General features: G+C 65.3%; 12 protein-coding genes. 6 read left to right on the top strand and 6 right to left on the bottom strand.

Features of this window, described 5'->3' with window-relative positions; genetic code table 11:
- The 3 genes from H2LOC_RS04595 (at position 1) to H2LOC_RS04585 (ending at position 4,171) form a co-directional block, all read left to right on the top strand.
- Entirely contained in the window at positions 1-2,067 is a 2,067-nt protein-coding gene (locus H2LOC_RS04595) for a hypothetical protein (protein WP_136495312.1), read from the top strand.
- Positions 2,068-2,200: 133 nt separating this feature from the next.
- On the top strand, positions 2,201-3,205 hold the full coding sequence (locus H2LOC_RS04590; RefSeq protein ID WP_246206983.1) for a class I SAM-dependent methyltransferase: 1,005 nt from the start codon (positions 2,201-2,203) through the stop codon (positions 3,203-3,205).
- A gap of 3 nt (positions 3,206-3,208) precedes the next feature.
- Positions 3,209-4,171 carry an alginate O-acetyltransferase AlgX-related protein gene (locus tag H2LOC_RS04585; protein ID WP_136495311.1) on the top strand — a complete coding sequence of 321 codons (963 nt, stop codon included), beginning with the start codon at positions 3,209-3,211 and terminating at the stop codon, positions 4,169-4,171.
- Between the two features lie 7 nt (positions 4,172-4,178).
- Here the strand turns inward: H2LOC_RS04585 and H2LOC_RS04580 are convergent, their stop codons facing one another.
- From H2LOC_RS04580 to H2LOC_RS04560, 5 genes are all read right to left on the bottom strand, one after another.
- A complete protein-coding gene (locus H2LOC_RS04580; protein WP_136495310.1) occupies positions 4,179-5,507 on the bottom strand; it encodes an MFS transporter in 1,329 nt (442 codons plus the stop codon).
- A 254-nt stretch (positions 5,508-5,761) separates the two neighbouring features.
- Entirely contained in the window at positions 5,762-6,877 is a 1,116-nt protein-coding gene (gene zapE / locus H2LOC_RS04575; RefSeq protein WP_136495309.1) for a cell division protein ZapE, read from the bottom strand.
- 47 nt (positions 6,878-6,924) lie between these two features.
- Positions 6,925-7,422 carry a GNAT family N-acetyltransferase gene (locus H2LOC_RS04570; protein ID WP_136495308.1) on the bottom strand — a complete coding sequence of 166 codons (498 nt, stop codon included), beginning with the start codon at positions 7,420-7,422 and terminating at the stop codon, positions 6,925-6,927.
- A 365-nt stretch (positions 7,423-7,787) separates the two neighbouring features.
- Positions 7,788-9,059, bottom strand: a complete 1,272-nt coding sequence (locus H2LOC_RS04565) for an alkaline phosphatase family protein (RefSeq protein ID WP_136495307.1) — start codon at positions 9,057-9,059, stop codon at positions 7,788-7,790.
- Between the two features lie 105 nt (positions 9,060-9,164).
- The gene (locus tag H2LOC_RS04560) at positions 9,165-9,641 is read right to left on the bottom strand and encodes an NUDIX domain-containing protein (protein ID WP_202620522.1); all 477 of its coding nucleotides are present in this window, start codon (positions 9,639-9,641) and stop codon (positions 9,165-9,167) included.
- Positions 9,642-9,747: 106 nt separating this feature from the next.
- On the opposite strand from H2LOC_RS04560, the gene mbfA reads away from it, so the two are divergent.
- Positions 9,748-10,719, top strand: a complete 972-nt coding sequence (mbfA, locus tag H2LOC_RS04555) for an iron exporter MbfA (protein WP_136495306.1) — start codon at positions 9,748-9,750, stop codon at positions 10,717-10,719.
- 4 nt (positions 10,720-10,723) lie between these two features.
- A complete protein-coding gene (locus H2LOC_RS04550; RefSeq protein WP_136495305.1) occupies positions 10,724-11,611 on the top strand; it encodes a metallophosphoesterase family protein in 888 nt (295 codons plus the stop codon).
- 57 nt (positions 11,612-11,668) lie between these two features.
- Here the strand turns inward: H2LOC_RS04550 and H2LOC_RS04545 are convergent, their stop codons facing one another.
- Complete coding sequence (locus H2LOC_RS04545; protein WP_136495304.1) at positions 11,669-12,427, bottom strand: hypothetical protein; 759 nt, start codon at positions 12,425-12,427, stop codon at positions 11,669-11,671.
- Positions 12,428-12,808: 381 nt separating this feature from the next.
- On the opposite strand from H2LOC_RS04545, the gene H2LOC_RS04540 reads away from it, so the two are divergent.
- Positions 12,809-18,289: a GH36-type glycosyl hydrolase domain-containing protein gene (locus H2LOC_RS04540; RefSeq protein WP_154331571.1), complete on the top strand. Its 5,481-nt coding sequence runs from the start codon at positions 12,809-12,811 to the stop codon at positions 18,287-18,289.
- Positions 18,290-18,316 lie beyond the last annotated feature (27 nt).

Here is an 18,316-nt window from a genome sequence, read left to right as displayed (position 1 = left end):
ATGAACGATCTTCAACTCACCTTCTCGCCTCTGCTGCCCTGGCCGACGCTGGCGCTGCTCACGGCGGCGGCTGTCGCGCTGCTGGCCGTCGCCCTTCGCGCTGGACAGAGAGGAGCGTGGTTTCGCGCCGCGGCGCTGGCGCTGCTGCTTCTGGCTTTGACCGACCCCGCCGTGGTGCGCGAGGAGCGCGAACCGGAAAAATCGGTGGTCGCCATGGTCCTGGACCACAGCGAGAGCCAGAGCATCGGAAAGCGCAACCAGCAGGTCGAGGACGCGCGCAAGGGCCTCGAAGAAGCGTTCAAGAAATTCCCCGACATCGAACCCCGCTTCGTGACGGTGGGAACCGGCGCCGACGGCACCCTGCTTTTTTCGGCCCTGGCCGAGGCGCTCAAGGACGTCCCGCCGGAGCGCGTCGGCGCGGCCATCATGGTCACGGACGGCGTGGTTCACGATATCCCGTCGCAGGCCGCGGCGCTCGGCTTCAAGGCTCCGGTGCACGCCCTCGTCACGGGCGAGGAAAAGGAGAGGGACCGTCGCATCGAGCTCGTCGAGGCCCCGCGCTTCGGCGTCGTCGGCAAGGACCAGATCCTGCGCGTGAGGGTGGTCGACTCCGGCGCAGGCTATGGCCCCGCGCTCATCGAGGTCAAACGCGACGGCGAAACAGCGGCCGCGCAACGCGCCGCGCCCGGCGAAACCGTCGACATTCCGGTGCATATCGAGCACGGCGGCCCCAATGTCGTGGAAGTGGACACGCCGGCCGTCGAGGGCGAACTCACCGACGTCGACAACAAGGCGGTGGTGGTTATCGAGGGCGTGCGCGACCGCCTGAAAGTGCTGCTGGTTTCCGGCGAGCCGCATCCGGGCGAGCGAAGCTGGCGCAATCTGCTGCGCGCCGACGCCAATGTCGAACTGGTGCATTTCACCATTCTGCGCCCGCCGGAGAAGGTCGACGGCGCCGCCGCTTCGGAACTGTCGCTGATCGCCTTTCCGACAGCTGATCTCTTCAGCCGCAAGATCAACGATTTCGACCTGATCATCTTCGACCGCTACTCCAACCAGACTCTGCTCCCCAGCGTCTATTTCGACAATATCGCCAATTTCGTCGAGAACGGCGGGGCCTTTCTCGCGGCGGTGGGGCCGGATTACGCGGGATTGGGAGGCCTGTACTATTCGCCGCTCACCAACATTCTGCCCGCGCGCCCGAGCGGCTCGCTCTATGAACAGGCCTTTCGCGCCCGGGTGAGCAAGGACGGCGAGAAACATCCCGTGACCCGAGGCCTCGAAGGCTCGCAGGCGACGCCGCCGGCCTGGGGAGAATGGTTCCGCCAGGTCAATGCGAGCGTAGTGAAAGGGAACTCCCTTCTTTCGGGCGCGAACGACAAGCCGCTGCTCGTGCTCTCCCATCAGGGGAAGGGCCGCGTCGCCCTTCTGCTCACCGACCAGATATGGCTGTGGGCGCGCGGCTATGAAGGAGGCGGGCCCCATGTCGACCTGATGCGCCGCCTCGCCCATTGGCTGATGAAGGAGCCCGACCTCGAGGAAGAAGCGCTGCGCGCCTCCGCGCACGGCCATGACATCGTGGTCGAGCGCCAGAGTCTCGGCGAGGCGAGCCCTCCCGTGTCGGTCGTGACGCCGTCGGGCGGGCGCCAGACAATCGCCATGGAGGCGCAGGAGCCCGGCCTTGCGCGCGCGAGCTACGCCGCCCGGGAAACCGGCCTTTATCGTTTTGAAAGCGGCGGTCTTTCCGCGCTGGTCAATGTCGGGCCGGAGAACCCGCGGGAATTCCGCGAAATCGCCTCCACCACCGAAAAACTGAGGCCGCTGGCCGAAGCCACCGGCGGCACGGTGCGGCGGCTCGCGCCCTCGGGCGGGGAGGTCTCGCTTCCGCGGCTCGTGGAGTTGCGCGACGCCAATATGTTCGGCGGCGCCGATTGGATCGGGGTGAAAAAAGGCGAAGCCAGCGCGCTCAAGGGGGTGGAGACCTCGCCGCTCGGCCTCGGTCTCGCGCCGCTGCTCCTGCTGCTCAGCGTGATTTTGCTGGCCTGGACCTGGGAAGGGCGGAGGTAGGGCGGGCGCAATCGCGGCGGTTGGCGAGTATAAAAAATGCCGGTTCGAAGACGACGTCGCACGGTCCGGCTTGGCCCCAATCATCGTAGCGCCCGCTTCATCTCGCGCGCCGATATGGCTATAGAGGAGCCTCTTGGCCAACTTCCCCTTTTTCGACGAGGCTCGCGTGCAGGTGATCCATCTCCAGGAAACGCCGACAGACGAGACTTTCGACGAAGAGGGCTATCTCCTCGCCAATCCCGACGTCGCCGCCGTCGTTGCGGCGCGCAAGCTCAAATCGGGCTGGGCGCATTTCAAGAAGTTCGGCCGGACGGAAGGGCGCCGCCAATATGTGCCCGTTTCCCGCCGCCAATTGGCGGCGCAGGCCATTCCGGCCGCCAGGGCCGACAAGATGCGCCGGCTCGCGCCCCTGCTGTCGCGTCCGCCGCTGGAGCAGGACGCGCAGGGGCGGGCGGTCTATCTCACCTCCGAGCTGGTCCGGACCTATGATCTCTCAGGCCAGGACGGGGTAAGCGAAAACGGCTATGACGACGAAACCGAGCGCCTGATCCAGTCGGCCGGGGAGGGGCTCGTCCTCGACGTCGGTGCCGGCAACCGGCCGATCTATTACCCCAATGTCGTCAATTACGAGGTGGTGGATTACGCCACCACCGACGTTCTGGGGGTCGCGGAGGAATTGCCCTTCCGCGACAATTCCTTCGAGGGCGTGATCTCGATCGCGGTGCTGGAACATGTGAAAGACCCGTTCCGCTGCGCCCGCGAACTCGCGCGCGTGCTGAAGCCGGGCGGATGGCTGAAATGCTGCGTTCCCTTTCTTCAGCCCCTGCACGGCTATCCGCATCACTATTTCAACATGACGCATGAGGGGCTGCGGACGCTGTTCGAGCCCTATGTCGCCATAGAGCGTCAGGAAGTGACGCCGCCCACCCATCCGGTCTGGGCGATCGCCTGGCAGCTGCGCGAATGGGCCAATGCTTTGCCGCCCAAGGCGCGGAAGGACTTCCTGCGTCAGCGCGTCGGCGACCTCATCGCCCATCCCGCCGCTCTGCTGCAAAAGCCCTGGGCGCAGGAATTGCCGATGGCCAAGCAGTTCGAGCTTGCGGCGGCGACCATCCTGATCGGCCGCAAGCGGGCTTAAGACATGATTGCACCCCAACTTCTGGTCCACGAAGGCCTCGACGGCTGGCTTTTCCTCACCGGCGGCACCAATTTCGTCACGACGCTGTATCAGCGCGAAGGCGGCGGGCTGCCCGACGTAAAACTGCGGCAATGGCGCGATCTGATCCTGCGCCGCGTGGAGCGGGCCGAGGCGCTGGGCGTCAGATACGCTCATATGATCGTGCCCGAAAAGCTGACGATCTACGGCGACAAGCAGACGACGCGGCTGGTGGACCCGGAACTCGCGCCTGCTATCCGCCTGCGCGAAATGCTCTCCAACACGCCGGCGGCGGAACTCTTCGTCGATCTCGTCGAGCCGATGCGCGCCAGAGCCGGTTCGCAGGACCTGTTCTGGCGAACCGACACCCATTGGAATATCGAAGGCTGCCTGCTGGGCTATCTTGAATTATGCCGGGCTCTCGGGCTTACCCCCGCGTCCGACCTCGACAGCCGGCCGAGCCGCCGTTTCCAGGCGGTGATGGATCTCGGCGGCAAGCTCGAACCGCCGCGCTGGGAGACCATCGAGGAACGAGAGTGGGCGCGCGACGCTATTCGCATTTACGCCAATCAGATCGCCCATTTCCTGGAACAGCACGAATATGGCGCGGCCATTCATGTCGGAGCCCACGCCAAATTCATCAATCCGACCGCCGCCAACTTTCAAAGGGCGATGCTGTTCGGAGATTCCTTCTCGACGCCGCGCACCCATCTCCTGACCGGTCTGCTGGCGGAGACGGTGAGGGAACTCGAATTCGTGTGGTCGGCGAACATAGATTGGGAGCTGGTCAAGCGCGCCAAGCCCGATCTTTTGATTTTCGAAATTTCCGAACGCTTCATGGCGCTGCTGGCCAATGATCGCTTCAGCCTGCCGCGAACCGAGTTCACCCAATCGGTTCGCGCCGCCCGCATGCGCTGGTCCCATAAATGGGAGCGGCGGCGGCGGTAGGCGTTCCTCAACGCCCCTTCGGCCGCCCGCCGTCGCGCCGCATTGCGATCAGCATGGCCGCCGAGATCAACGGCGCTGCGGAAAGGGCGAGCAGCGCATAGGAGAATTCTCCGGTCGTCTCCTTGATCCAGCCGACCAGATAGGGCCCAAAAAAGCCGGCCAGATTGCCGATGGAATTGACCATCGCAATGCCTATCGCGGCGGCGCTTCCCCGCAGGAGGGCGGGCGGGAGAGTCCAGAACGGGGGCATCGCCGCCAGCGTTCCGACCGACGCCGTCGTAAGAGCGACGATCGCAGGCAGAGGCGTCTTGAAGAAGGCCGCCGCCGCCAGTCCGGCTGCGGCCAGCACGGCCGCGGAAGCGGTGTGCAATATCCTTTCGCCGCGCCGGTCCGAACGGCGGCTCCACAGCGCCATGGCGACGCCGCCGCAGACATAGGGCAGGGCGGTCACCATTCCGGCGCCGACCGGATCGTAGCCGAAACCGCTGACGATCTGCGGCAGCCAGAAGCCGAGCCCGTAGAGAGCCGCCACCACGCCGAAATAGATCAGCCCCAACCGAACTGTCGTCGCATCGAGGAGCATTCGCCAAAGGGACTCATGTTTCCCGGCGTCGTGCGGTTTCTCGTTTTCCAGCAGGCCCTGCAGCAGGTTCCGCTCCTGCGGATCGAGCCAGCCCGCATCCTGCGGCTTGTCGGTGAGGTAGAAATAGGCCGCGACGCCGAGCAGGATCGCCGGCGCCGCCTCGATGAAGAACAGCCAACGCCAGGCGCTGGCGCCGGCTACGCCGTCCATCGTCGAAAGCACCAGGCCGGAAAGCGGAGCCCCGATCGCCGTCGCGAGAGGCAACGCCAGCAGAAACATGCCGAAGCCGCGGGCGCGATAGGGCGCCGGAAGCCAATAGGTGAGGTAGAGAATGACGCCGGGAGAAAAGCCCGCCTCGGCGGCGCCGAGCAAAAACCGCAGCGCCAGGAAGCTGGCGTCGTTCCACACCAGCCCCATGGCTGCGGAGATGATTCCCCAGCTCACCATGATGCGGGCGATCCAGAGCCGCGCCCCGACGCGCTCGAGAATGACGTTGCTCGGCGCCTCCAGCAGGCAGTAGCCGAAAAAGAAAACGCCGGCGCCCCAGCCATAGACGGTCGGCGAAAACCCGAGTTCCTTGTTCATCGTCAGCGCGGCGAAGCCGATGTTCACGCGGTCGAGATAGGCGACGAAGAAACAAGCGACCAGAAAAGGCAGCAGTCGCCGCGTCGTCTTGGCCACGACGAGTTCCGCCGCCGCCGGCGCGGCGCGGCAGGGAGCCGAGGCTAAGTTCTCCGAAGAAACTGCGTCCATGGCTCGCTCCGCAAAAAAATCCGGCGCGTAGTCCGCGCGGCTCCGACCTATAAGCGATGGCGCTTCCGCAAAACAGCCCGGGAAAGTCACCCTGCGCCGCCGCAAAGCGGGGGGGGTGGTTTTCAACCCCATTTTGCGCCTTTCGTTGGGATTTCCCCTGGCTCGAATGGAGGCGTTCGAAATGAAAAGACACTAAGCTTTTGTTTTAACGCGCTTCCCACGCCGAACCGGCATCCACTTCGGCTCGAAACGCTCTAGCGGTGGCGCGCCTGCCACTCCGCCAGATACTGCTGAGACCGCATTTCGATCAGCCGGGATACCGTGCGGGGAAACTCCTGCGCTTCCATCCCCTTGGCCGCGGCGTAGAGGTCTTGCGCGTCGGCTTCGGCGCTGAGGATCAGTCTCGCCTTGGCGTCATAGAGCACATCGACCAGAATGATGAACCGCTTGGCCTCGTTGCGGCGGTCGAAATTCATCGTGGGCACGTCCTCGACGATCATGGTGTCGAAGTTCCGGCAAAGCGCCAGATAGTCGGACGCGCCGAGGGCCTGCCCGCAGATTTCGGAAAAGCGGAAACGCGCGTTGCGGCCGCTCGCCTGCGGAACCCGCACGGAGCGTCCTTTCACGAGAAGATGCAGCTCGACGGCCTCCGCGCCCATGTAGCTTCGAAACAGCGCCTCGGCCGCGGCTCTGGATTTCTGGTCCCCGACCTTGAAGAAGACCTCCTCGACCGGTTGCTTTTCCATCCGGAAATCGGCGCGGGCGTCGAGATGGACCACCTCCGTCCGCTCGAGCAGAAGGTCGATGAAGGGCAGGAACAAATCCCGGTTGCGGCCTCCCTCGTAGAGGCGCTCGGGCTCGACGTTCGAAGTGGCGACGACGACGACGCCAGCGGAAAACAGCGTCGAGAACAAGCGCGCCAATATCATCGCATCTGCGATGTCCGTAACCGAAAACTCGTCGAAACACAGAAGCTTTGCTTCGGCCACGAGGTCCTTCGCGACCCTGGTCACAGGATCTTCCCCGCCGTCGCTCTCGCGCCGGGCGCGATGGAGCCTGTCGTGAACCTCTTGCATGAAGGAGTGGAAATGCACGCGCCGCTTGCCCGGCGTCGGAGCGGATTCGAAAAAGAGATCCATCAGGGTCGTCTTGCCGCGACCGACATGGCCCCAAAGGTAGACGCCCCGCGGCGCCTTTGCGGGAGCTTTGCTCCGAAACAGGGACATGACGCCCAGCGCGGCGCGAAAAGGAGCCGGACGCGCGAGTTCCTTGGCCAGACGGTCGAGCGGCCGCAGCGCGGAAAGCTGCGCCTGATCGCGCTCGATCAGGCTCGCCGCCGCGAGGGCGTCGTATCGGGACAACAGTGACATTGAGTTTCTCGGCAAGGCGGGTTTCCGTCGCTACGGTTCGCGTGCGGTTAAACCCGCCGCATTTTCCCGCTGATGTTTTCAAAAGCTCCCTCGCGCAATTCGCAATAGAGCAGGCGGTCCGGGTCCACCGGCCCGGGCATGATCACCTTTCCGCGCGGCGCGCGCTTGAAACCGACGCGGGCGTAATATTCCTCGTCGCCGACCAGAAGCGCCAGCGAATGCCCCGCGGCGCGCGCGGCGTCGAGCGATTTCTTCATGAGCGCTTCGCCGACTCCCTGCGAGCGGAAGGCCGGTTCGACCGTCAGCGGGCCGAGCAGCAGGGCGGGGGACGCGCCGACGAGGATCGGCGTCATTCGGTTCGCGCCTACGAGCAACGTGCCCACCCTCGCGACGAAGGACAGCGAGAGGTCGGGCGGGACGCCCTCCCTGAGGCGATAGGCCGTGCGCGCAAAGCGCCCCGGCCCGAAGGCGCGCTCATCGAGCTTTTCGATGGCGACTTCGTCGGCCGGAGACAGCGGCGCGAAACGCAAGGCGAGATTGATCATCGACGCGCGATAGCATGCGCGAAGCAAAGCGCAAAGCGTCGAGGGGGCCACGGGCAGGGCAACCGGGGAAGCGCTATTACCCTACCCTCGAGGAGGAGGGTCGCCGCGAAGCGGCGGGGTGGGGTGGTTTTCCGCCCTCTTTTGCGCCTTTTACCCCCACCCGATCGGCTGCGCCGATCGACCTCCCCGCCACGGGCAGGTATTCGCCCCACATCGAAAGATTCCGTCCTCCACCCGATCGCCCTGAGGCCACAGGGGAATCGGGGGGAGCGCGCAACGCTCATGGGGCGGCCCGGGGCGCTCTGCGGCCGATCATGCGCGGCCGCAGAGCCTGACGGTTTCAATAGTCTGGGAAGGACGCCGCCTCAGCGGCAGGATTTCAGCCCGTTGGGAGCATTATCCAGGGCTTCAGGCCGAACGACGTCGTGACGGTCCGAGCCGCCGAGCGCAATATCGGAGGAAGCGCAGCCGAAGAAGCCGAGAAGCCCCTGCTGGCCGGCATAGCCGAGATGATCTTCGACGCCGAAAATATCCTCGACCGTCTTCAACAGCGAATAATGGTTGAAGAAAGTATTGGAAACGGTTCCGGGCTTCAGAAAGGGCGACAGCAGCACCGCGCCGGTGCGATCGCCGCCGAAATTCTGCACGGTCAGATTGTACGAGCCCAGCGTCACGGTCTGCGGGAAGGAGCCGAGATTGGGTCCGGGCTGCTGATTGCAGCATGTGTCTCCCTTGAAGGTGACGACGGTGTTTCCGCCGCTCTGGGAGATCGAGGAAGCGCCGCTTTCGTCGAAGATGATCGCAAGCAGGCCGTGCCTGAACGCGGGCGAATTGACGATGACCGGGACCCACTGCTTCAGGAAGGCGTCGGCCGAGACGAGCCCGCCGGGGCGTCCGTCGACGCAGGGCGCGTCATGGCCGTCGTCGCAGAGGCTGGGGGTGATGAAGGCGAAGTTCGGCGTGGTCGCCTCGGACTTGAGATCGTTCGCCAGCAGGTCGAGGTTCACGACATTGGCGTTGCAGATGTCGGTCCGGTCGATGACCGAATGAAAATACATGAACGGGTTATGGCGCGTCGCATAGGAATCGCCATGGGGAAGAGAACTGGAGGGCGCTTCGGCGGTCTGGGTCAGATCGGTCGAATTGATCTGGGGATGGCCGCAGGTCGCGGATTCGCGGGCCGGATCGGCCCCCATGTCGCCCATATAGGCGCGCCAGGTCTTGTGCCTCGCCATCAGCTGATCGGCGATGGTCTTGACGGAGGCGGGATAGACGCAGCCCGAGCCGATCACCTGACCGTCCGGCGTCGCGCCGGTCACGTTGAAATCGGCGTATTTCGCGCAGTCGTTGCGGGTCTCGGGCGTCGCCGCCTGGCCGCTGACCATGGCGATGTAATTGTCGAGGCTGAAGTGGCCCGTGCCGTAATACTGCGAGAGCAGCACGCCGCGGGTCGGCAACACCGTCGAAAGATAGGGCGCCTTCGAACCCGGTCCGAAAGTGACGTCGTAACCTTCGTTCTCGAGCACGATGACGAAGACGTGATCGATCAAGCCGCGGTTTTCGTTGGCCTTGGCCGGGAAGGCGGCGGCGAGCGCGAAAAGGGCGGCTGCAAAACCAAGCAGTCTGAAAGGTCGCATAGGGGCTCCGTTGGGATTTTTATTCAATTCAGCGCCAGCGTATCTATGATCGCCATGCGAAGCTGGCGTGACGCGCCCCGAACGGCCGATCGGGCCCGCCGAAATTCACCAATAGGGAGACGTGGGGCCGCCCTGGAGTATCTCGTTGAGCCTCGCCCTCGTCGCATTGGTGGCCCCGTCCGGCAGAGCGTCCAGCGGGAAGAACGCCGCCTCAGCGATCTCGCGATTGGGAACATAGGGCCCGGTCTGGCGAAACTGCCGGATGACGAAAAGAGCCACATGGTCGCGCGGGGAAGCCGAGCGGTTGAGATAGACCTTATGCAGGGCGGCGGGCTGCTCCAGCAGCACATTGCCCTCTTCCATCAACTCCCGCGTCAAGGCCTCTTCCAGCGTCTCTCCGGGCTCGACGCCCCCGCCGGGAAGATAATAGCCCTCCACATAAGTATGCCTAACCAGCAGCGCGCGACCCTGCTCGTCGACGACGAGTCCCCGCACGCCGAGCGTCATCGGGCGCGCAAGCAGGCCCCCTAGCGTTATGAACCGGGTGACGAACCGGGACCGCAACCCTTCCGTATTTTCCATAATGCTCACGCCAAAGTTGATCTCGCCGCAATCTATGGCAAAAACCTCGCGGGCGCTTTACAAAAACGCCTGCTCGTTGTCCCCGCCCGCCTGGAGCTAAGGTAACGTGAAAGCCTTCTCGGAACTCAGCGAACGTGAAATTCTCGCTCTAGCCATCACCTCCGAGGAGGAGGACGGCCGCATTTACATGAGTTTCGCCGAAGACCTCGCCGAGCGCTACCCCGCTTCGGCGAAGCTCTTCGAGCAGATGTCGCAGGAGGAAACCCGTCATCGCCATCTGCTGCTCGAGGAATATCGCAAGCGGTTCGGCGAGCATCTGCCGCCGATCCGGCGCGAGGACGTCAAAGGCTTTTTGCGCCGCCGGCCGGTGTGGCTGACCCGCAACCTTCCGCTCGACACCATCCGAAAACAGGCCGAAACGATGGAGTTCGAGAGCCGCCGCTTCTATGAGAAAGCGCGAGACTTCACCACCGATGTCGGGGTGAGGAAGCTCCTCGGCGATCTCGCGGCGATGGAAAGCGGACATGAAAAGATCGCCGAGCGGATAGGCGCCGCGACGCTGACGAGAACCGCCGTGGAGGAGGAGGAGGCGACCCGCCACCGCATGTTCGTGCTGCAATATGTGCAGCCCGGCCTCGCAGGGCTCATGGACGGGTCGGTGTCGACCCTCGCGCCCTTGTTTGCGGCGGCTTTCGCCACCCAGAACAACTTCCAGACCTTTCTCGTCGGCCTCGCCGCCTCGATCGGCGCGGGGATCAGCATGGGCTTCGCCGAGGCCCTGTCCGACGACGGCTCCCTCACCGGCCGCGGCTCGCCCTATCTGCGCGGCGGCGTGTGCGGATTGATGACGGCGCTCGGAGGGCTCGGCCATTCGCTTCCCTATCTCGTTCCCGATTCGCTTCCCAATCATTTCCAGATCGCCACCGGAATCGCCTCCATCGTGGTGTTCTTCGAGCTCTGGGCCATCGCGTGGGTCCGCGCGCGCTATATGGACACGCCTTTCCTTCAGGCGGTTTTCCAGATCGTGCTCGGCGGAATCGTCGTGCTCGCCGCCGGCGTGCTGATCGGGGGGGCCTGACCTTTTGTCCTTTCTGCTCGCCCATCTCTCCGACGCCCATATCGGCCCCGTTCCGCGGCCCAATCTCGCGGAACTGATCGGAAAACGCGTTACCGGCTATGTGAACTGGCTGCGCAAGCGCGCGGCCCAGCACGATATGGAGCTGCTCGGCCGACTGGTCGACGATTTGCTCGCGCAGCGCCCGGACCATGTCGCCATGACCGGAGACATCGTGAACATCGGCCTCAACGCCGAAATCGCGCTGGCGCGTCAGTGGCTGGCCCGGCTCGGACATCCCGAGGCGGTGAGCTTCTCGCCGGGAAACCACGACGCCTATGTTCCAACCTCGATGCCGGCGCTTGCGCGCACCTTCGCGCCCTGGACGACCGGCGACGACGGCTCGTCCGCTTTCCCTTTTCTGCGGCGCAGGGACAAGATTGCGCTGATCGGGCTTTCATCGGGCGTGCCGACAGCCCCCTTCGTCGCCTCGGGGAGGCTCGGGACCGAGCAATGCGCCAGATTGGAAAAGCTTTTGCGGCAGACCAGGGAAGAAGGCCTCGCCCGGGTGGTGCTACTGCATCACCCGCCCCATCGCGGAGGCGCGAGGGCGCTTCGCGGGCTGGAAGACGCCTCGGCTTTCGAGGGCATTATCGCGCGCGAGGGCGCCGAGCTCGTCCTGCACGGACACAACCACCGGCAGAGCGTGCATTATCTGCCCGGACCGCAGGGGAGCAAAACTCCGGTGGTCGGCGTCGCCTCGGCTTCGGCGCGCCCGGGGAGCCATTATCCCGGCGCTGCCTATAATCTCTATCGAATCTCGCGGGAGGGCGAGGGCGTCAGCGTGAGGCTGCAGACGCGAGGTTTCGACAGGGAAGAAAGCGCGATCGTAAACCAGGGATCGCTGAGCCTGTAGAGCGCATTCCGTCGCCCAGTCGTTTTTGATCTCGCGCGAATGGATCCGCGCCGGGCTTCAGCGACCGGTCAGATTGCGATAGGCCCAGACCGCCAAAAGCGCCAGCAAGCCGAAAAACGTCGCCGATCCCAGCAGTTCGACCACGAACAGGAACAGCTGCATTGCGCGCAGCCGGAAAGCCGAGCCGCCCGTCGCGACAGGGACGGGGGCAGGGGCGACGGATTGGTCGACCCGCGCCGCGGCCCGCGCCGCGCTCGCCGGAGCCGCCCCGCCGCTGGCGTAATCCACCGCCAGCGCCTTCTCGCGCTCGATCAGGCGATGGGCGATATAGGCGGTGATCGCCTCGATGAGCGTGTCGGTCTTGTCGCTTTCGCAGATCACGATGCGGCCATGGCGCGTATCCTGCAGAAAGCGATAACTGCGGCGATCGCGGCCCATCTCGACGAAGCCGATATGGTCGATGAAAAGGCGCGGCCTCTCGCCGGGCGAGATGGCGAAATCGAACAGGTCGCAGTCCTGCGGCAATTGGGCGACGACGGGCGCGAGCTGCTCGCGCAGGATCTCCAGCCGGGCGATTTCGGCTCCCCGCAGATCCGCCAGCACGGTGGATTGTTCCGCGTTTTCGATTCGGGCGCGGGTCAGCGCCCTCGCGAGGCTTTCCACGCGCTTGTCGGCAGGAGAGGGCGCAGCCGCCGGAACGGGCGACGGCTCCGCGCCCGCCGCCGCCAGCCGCTTGTCTCTGACTGCGCTTGCGCCGGTTCTGACGGTCTCCGCCGAAACGGCGCGACCGCGTACGCTCTCATCGATGTTGGTCAAGATTCCCGCCCGATTGAGCCGCAAAATTTTACGCTTGATTCACTATAGACCTTTCCCAAGCCGCTGCGAAGGCCCGTCTCGCGCCCGAGAAATGGATTGACCTGCCGGCGCTTAGGTCCGCTGACCGAAACCGGCGGATTCCCGCCGGTTCGACATGTTTTTGCGATAAAGTTGCGCTCCAACCCTGTTGTCGGCGCGATTTCCCGTCGCTCGAACCTTCCGTTCGGGTTTGGCGTCCCGATTCATCGCATTACGCCAGCTCCGCGGCGGCGGGGGTCGACTTTTAACGTTCGTTCCGGCAAGTGGAAGCCAAAGCAGCTTGAATCGGGGCAATAAACAAAGCGCCGGATTTTCGAATCGAAAAGCGCGCGAGGGAACGCAATGGCGGACATCGAAGTCGGAGCCCGCTCGGTCGGGCGAACGCTGGAACGAACCCTGCTCGGCGCCTGCCTTGCGACCGCTGCATATTTCGGGGCGGCGAAGGGCGACGGCCACGCGCTGTGGGCGGGGCTCCTCGGCGCGCTGGCGCTGTATCTGCTCCGGCCGGTCGATCCCCGCGACGGACGGTTCGGCTATTTCCGCAAAGCCGAGGCGATCGTCGACTATGCGGCCATCGCAGCTTTTACGGCGCTGTGCGACCCCTCCGGCGTGCTTTGGCGCGCTCCCGCTTCCATGGCGGAACTTTTCAGGCTGACCTCCCCCGGAGCCGGGACCGCGACCCTGATCTACATCTCGGGCGCGGCCATGCTGGCCGGGCGCACGCCTCTCGCGCTTCGGGCGGCCCTGTTCCTGCTGCCCTTTCTGTTCTGTCTTCTGATTTCCCTGGGCTCGCCGACGACGGGCGAACTGGGCCGGCTCATCTTCCTCGGGCTCGATGCGCCCGAACTGCTCCGGACCATAGCCGGACGCAGCTTGATCCTGTTCCTTCTCAACGAGGCGGTAGTCGTCGGCATGCCGATGGCGCTCGGGCGCTTCCTGCCGCGCGAGTGGCGTCCGCACGGCGTGCTCTTCCTCGCTGCGTTTTTCGCGTCCATCACGCCTGAAATAGCGGGCTCGGTCGCTCTTTACATCGCGCCATATCTGCCGGCGCCGCTGGCGCAAACGGCGTCGGCGCTCGCCGCGGCGGTGGCGCAGGCGGGCCTGTGGGGAGAAACCTATCTGGTCACGCAGTCTCTCGCCGGACTTCTGGGCGGGGCGGCGTCGCTGTCGGTCATCGTGTTCGGAGATTGGAAAAGCGGCGCGGAGAAGGGCTTCGTCTACGGCCTCGTATTCATGGGCCTGCTGCTCGCGGTCGACCTCGTGATCGGATTTGCGCCGGCCCGCGCAACGATCCTGTGGACCGGACCGCTCGGCGCCGGTCTGTTGGGAGCGGGGCTGTTCCCGCTGGCGCGAACCATCGTGGAGAGCACCGATTCGACGTCGCCCTTCCTGGGAAGGCTCGAGCACCAATACGAAACCCGCTCGAATTTTCTGCGCGGGGCCGTCAGCGGCGTCGGCGTATGGCTCGCCTTCACGCTGGATCTTCCGAGCGCCGGCGCTTTCGATCGTTTCCTGTTCGGCGCCGTCGTGGGAACCATAGCCTTTGCCGGCGTCGACGCCGCGATCGACGGCTACGAGCTGAAGCAGGGGCGCCGCCAGCATTTGCGAAGCTGGCGCGTCTATGCGCTCGGCGCCATGCTCGGCGGCATCGTCGCCGGGGCCATCGCCTGGTACCTCGACCAGGGCCAGCTTTCGACCATCGTCTCGAAATATTTCGCCTATGTCTCGCTCGACTACAAGGCGGACGGAAGACCGGTCAATCCCTACATCATTCGACCATTGTTCTCGAAATGGGGTGCGACCGACCTCGGCCTCTCCGACGGGGGCGTCAAGGTTTTTTATGACGAGTCCCTTTCCGGCGTCATCCAATGGGTGTTCGCGGCTCCGCTTTTCTCCGTCAACGGGTTTTTCCTCGCCGCCCTGGTGCAGCGCAGCCTCAAGCCGCTGCGTCAGCTCGCCAGCCTCGAAGGGCTGGACCTCCTGGTCGAGAACGCCGTCCGCGTGCTGCGCTGGGGCCTCTGGATGGCTCCGGTGATCTATTCCTTCCTGAAGGCAGCGCCGGACCCCACCTGGTACAACCAGGACGGCCTGGTGCGGTCCGCCGTCGCCGCCTGGATGTATTCGACCCTGCCGGACCAGGACTTCCGCAACTGGAGCCTCGACATTTTCACTGCGCTGCTGGCCTTCGACGGGCTGCGGGTGCTGATCTGGTTCGACCACATGGGCCTGCGCGTCGCCACGCTGGTCAATTTTTCCTTTATCGGCGGCGACATCGCCGACGAAAAAGCGGCGCGCTTCCTCGGCAAGGCGCAGGTCAGCCGAGCCATTCCCGAGGGCATCCGCCGTTTCGGCACCTGGGCTCCGCTTCTGCTGCCGTTCTATATCCCCCGCGGCGCGGAGTGGGACAAGGCCTGGTCGGCCGCGGAACATATGAGCGGTCTTCGCGCGCCCTCCTACACCTATCTCATCAGCGGCTATCTGATATACGCCGGCGCTCTGGCCCTGGCCCTGATCGTCTTCCTGCTGGTGCAGCTCGCGAGGGCGGGCAAGATCGTCCTGCCGGGCGTCACCGGGCCCGGCGGCGCGCCGGGCTCCAAGCCGCTTCGGCTCACCAACGGCCTCATCACCTCCGAATGGTTCGAGGACGGGCAAGGGGCTGCGCGGGTGGAGGGCGTCGCCCGCGGCGGGCCGCCGATCGATCTGACCCGCCGCCCCTCGGACCATGCGCATCCCCGCGGCCGGTTTCTGTTCCTGCGGGAAGACGACGGCCCGCTATGGTCGCTCGGCGAGGCGCCGACCTGCGGCGCCGGCAAGGCCAATCTCACCGTCCAAGGCGAGAACTGCCTGTTCTTCACCTGCCGCCAACAGGGATTCAACGTCGAGGCGCGCGTCATGCTCGCGTCCAATGAGGCGGTCGAAATCGTCAGGCTGCGCCTCATCAATCTGGAGCAGCGCGACCGCAAGACGACCATCGCCTCGCTGCGCGAATGGGTGTTGAACGAGACCGGCGTCGAGCTTCGCGACCCGGCCTACAACGCCATTCACGTCGGCACCTGGTTCGTCGGCTCGCTGAACGCCATCTTCGCCCAGAACCGGCTGCTCAAGGGAGGGGCCCGCAGGCCTTCCGACCGGCGGCTATCGCCGGAAATCGGCTACCACGCCATCGGCGCCGCGCCCGGCACGAAAATGCGGCTTCTCGGCTACGAGGACGTGAAATCGCGCTTCTACGGCCTCGGGCCCACCAACGCCCCCGACAGCCTCCTCGGCCTCTCGGCGCCCCGCGCGCCGGAAGACGAAGGCCTTCTTTACGGCTTCGAACCCTGCGCCAGCCTCAACATAGAGGTGGAGGTTCCCGCGGGGGGCGCCGCCGAGATCATCGTGATCGACGGCTGGGCTCGCGACATGGGCGTCGCCACCGAGGCGGTGGCCCGCAATCTCGGGATCGCGCCCATCGCTCCGGAGATTCTCGATCGCGCCCTGTCGCGCCGCCGCAGGCTGCTGCCGCCCCCGGTTCCGCAACAGCATCGCTTTTCCTTCGCCGCGGATGGCAGAAGCCTGACGACCGCCCCCGGCACGCCGAGGCCGTTCTCGCATGTCGTCGCCAACAGTCTCGGCATCGGCGCCGTGCTGACGAACGACGGCGACATCTTCTCCTTCAGCTACAATTCCAGGCTGAACAGCTTCACCCCTTTCCGCATGGGCGAGGGACGCATGGCCCCGGCCGGGCAGGCGATCTATGTCTATGATCTCGCCAGGAAGGACGCCTTCACCGCGACCTTCGTGCCGCTGCGGCGGCGCGACGCCGAATATCAGACGACCTACGAGCCGGGCGTCGTGACCTACCGCGCCCTGCGCGATCGCCTCGAACTGGAGCTGACGGTTTTCGTCTCGAAATCCCGGCCCATCGAATTCAAGCTGCTGCGCATCCGCAATAAATCCGATCACGAGCGGCTGCTCGAGATCGTTCCCATGCTCGAGATCGTTCTGGCCGAGATCCCCAACGAAAGCCTGGGCCGCATCGAGACCAGCACCGAGGCCGGCCTGAAGGCGCTCTATTTCCGCAATCCGGGCAATTATTTCGTTCAGGGCTGGGCTTTCGTTTCGACCTCGCTCGACGCCGAATTTGCGGAAACCTCGCGGCGCCGCTTCCTCGGAAACGAGAGCCGCAACCCCGCGCTGCCTTATATGGTCGAGCATGGCCATCCCGATGCGGGCGCCCCCGAACATGAGCGCAAGGTTGCGGCCTTCTGCGGCTCCATAGACGTCGAGGCGGGCGGCGAAGCGCTGGTCGTGCTCGCGCATGGCCAAACCGATACGATGGAGGACGCCGAAAGACTGGCCGCGCTGGCGCGCGATCCCGATTTCGCTCTGGCGGCCCTGGAAGAGAGCAGGGCCTTCTGGCGCGACGAGACCTCCGTGCTCCGCATCAGGACCAACAAGCCGGAGCTCGATCGGCTGGTCAACGACTGGCTGCCGTATCAACTGCTGGCCTCGCGCCTCTGGGGCCGCACCGGGCCGGCGCAGCGCTCGGGCGCCACGGGCTATCGCGATCAGTTGCAGGACGTCATTCCGCTCATTCATCTCGCGCCGGAGCGGGCGCGGGCGCAGATCCTCCTGCACGCCGCCCACCAGTTTCTCGAAGGCGATGCGGTCAAATGGTGGCATCGGGCGCCGAACGGCGGCACCGGTCTCGGCGACAGGACCCACGCCTCCGACCCGCACCTGTGGCTGCCCTATGTCACGGTCCGCTACGTCAAGGGTACTGGCGACAGATCGATACTCGACAGCGTCGAACCGTTCCTGGAGGCGCCGCTGCTGCCGAAGGATCGCGAGGGCGAAGCCACCGTGCCGCTGACCTCGCGCGACAAGGACACGCTGCTCGGCCATTGCACCCGCGCCATCGACTACACGCTGGCGCGCTTCGGCGAGCATGGCCTGCCCCTGATGGGAACCGGCGACTGGGACGACGGCATGGACCAGGTCGGCGCGCGCGGCCGCGGCGAAAGCGTCTGGATGGGCTTTTTCCTGCACGGCATATTGCTCGACATCGCTCCGCTCTTCGAGGCGGCCGGAGACGAGAAGCGGGCCTCGCGCTACGCGCAGGAGGCCGAAAAGCTGCGCGACGCGCTGGACCGCTGCTGGCGCGGCGATCGTTATCTTCGCGCCTACGCGGATGACGGCGAGGAAGTCTCGCCGATGAGCGCCATGACCTCTTCCTGGCCGGTGCTTTCGCGCGCGGTGGACGACGCCCGCGGTCGCGAGACCATAGAGAACGCCCTCAATGTCCTCGGCCGGCCCAACCGCATTCTGCTGGTCACGCCCGCCTATACCGAACATTCCCGCCCCTATCCGGGGCGCAGCGCCGACTATCCGCCCGGCGTGCGCGAGAACGGCGGACAATATTCCCACGGCGTTTCGTGGTTCGTCGACGCGCTGGCCATGCTCGGGGCCAGGGCGCGGGAGCAGGGAGATCACAAGGCTTCGTCCGAACTTTTCGCCAAGGCCTATCAGAGCTGGGTGGCGATCTCGCCGCTCTCCAAATTCGACACTCCCGAACAGGCGGACATCTACGGCCTGCCGCCCCATCAGCAGCCGGCAGACGTCTATGAAGGGGAGGGCTATGAGGGCCACGGCGGCTGGGCTTGGTACACCGGCTCGGCGGCGCGCATGATGTCTGCCGCCTATGCCCTGCTCGGGCTCGAGTTCGAGAACGGCGAGCTGAAGCTGCGCCCCGACGCCTTCGATCCCAAGGGCGAGTTGAGGCTGGAAAGCGTGAGCTATCGGGGGAAAGTGTTTGCGGCTCGGCAGGATGCCGTGCGGTGAGGGGGACGGTCTGAAGCCGGAGCCGCG

It is taken from the genome of Methylocystis heyeri, from assembly GCF_004802635.2.
Taxonomy (GTDB): Bacteria; Pseudomonadota; Alphaproteobacteria; order Rhizobiales; family Beijerinckiaceae; genus Methylocystis; species Methylocystis heyeri.
Note: the sequence above shows the minus strand (reverse complement) of the source record. Positions and strands in the feature narration are given on the sequence as shown.

Excerpts from the sequence above, each read along its gene's own strand:
- H2LOC_RS04580 (WP_136495310.1), bottom strand. The coding sequence starts at position 5,507 with ATGGACGCAGTTTCTTCGGAGAACTTAGCCTCGGCTCCCTGCCGCGCC.
- H2LOC_RS04560 (WP_202620522.1), bottom strand. The coding sequence starts at position 9,641 with ATGGAAAATACGGAAGGGTTGCGGTCCCGGTTCGTCACCCGGTTCATA.
- H2LOC_RS04595 (WP_136495312.1), top strand. The coding sequence starts at position 1 with ATGAACGATCTTCAACTCACCTTCTCGCCTCTGCTGCCCTGGCCGACG.
- H2LOC_RS04540 (WP_154331571.1), top strand. The coding sequence starts at position 12,809 with ATGGCGGACATCGAAGTCGGAGCCCGCTCGGTCGGGCGAACGCTGGAA.
- H2LOC_RS04565 (WP_136495307.1), bottom strand. The coding sequence starts at position 9,059 with ATGCGACCTTTCAGACTGCTTGGTTTTGCAGCCGCCCTTTTCGCGCTC.
- H2LOC_RS04570 (WP_136495308.1), bottom strand. The coding sequence starts at position 7,422 with ATGATCAATCTCGCCTTGCGTTTCGCGCCGCTGTCTCCGGCCGACGAA.
- zapE (WP_136495309.1), bottom strand. The coding sequence starts at position 6,877 with ATGTCACTGTTGTCCCGATACGACGCCCTCGCGGCGGCGAGCCTGATC.
- H2LOC_RS04585 (WP_136495311.1), top strand. The coding sequence starts at position 3,209 with ATGATTGCACCCCAACTTCTGGTCCACGAAGGCCTCGACGGCTGGCTT.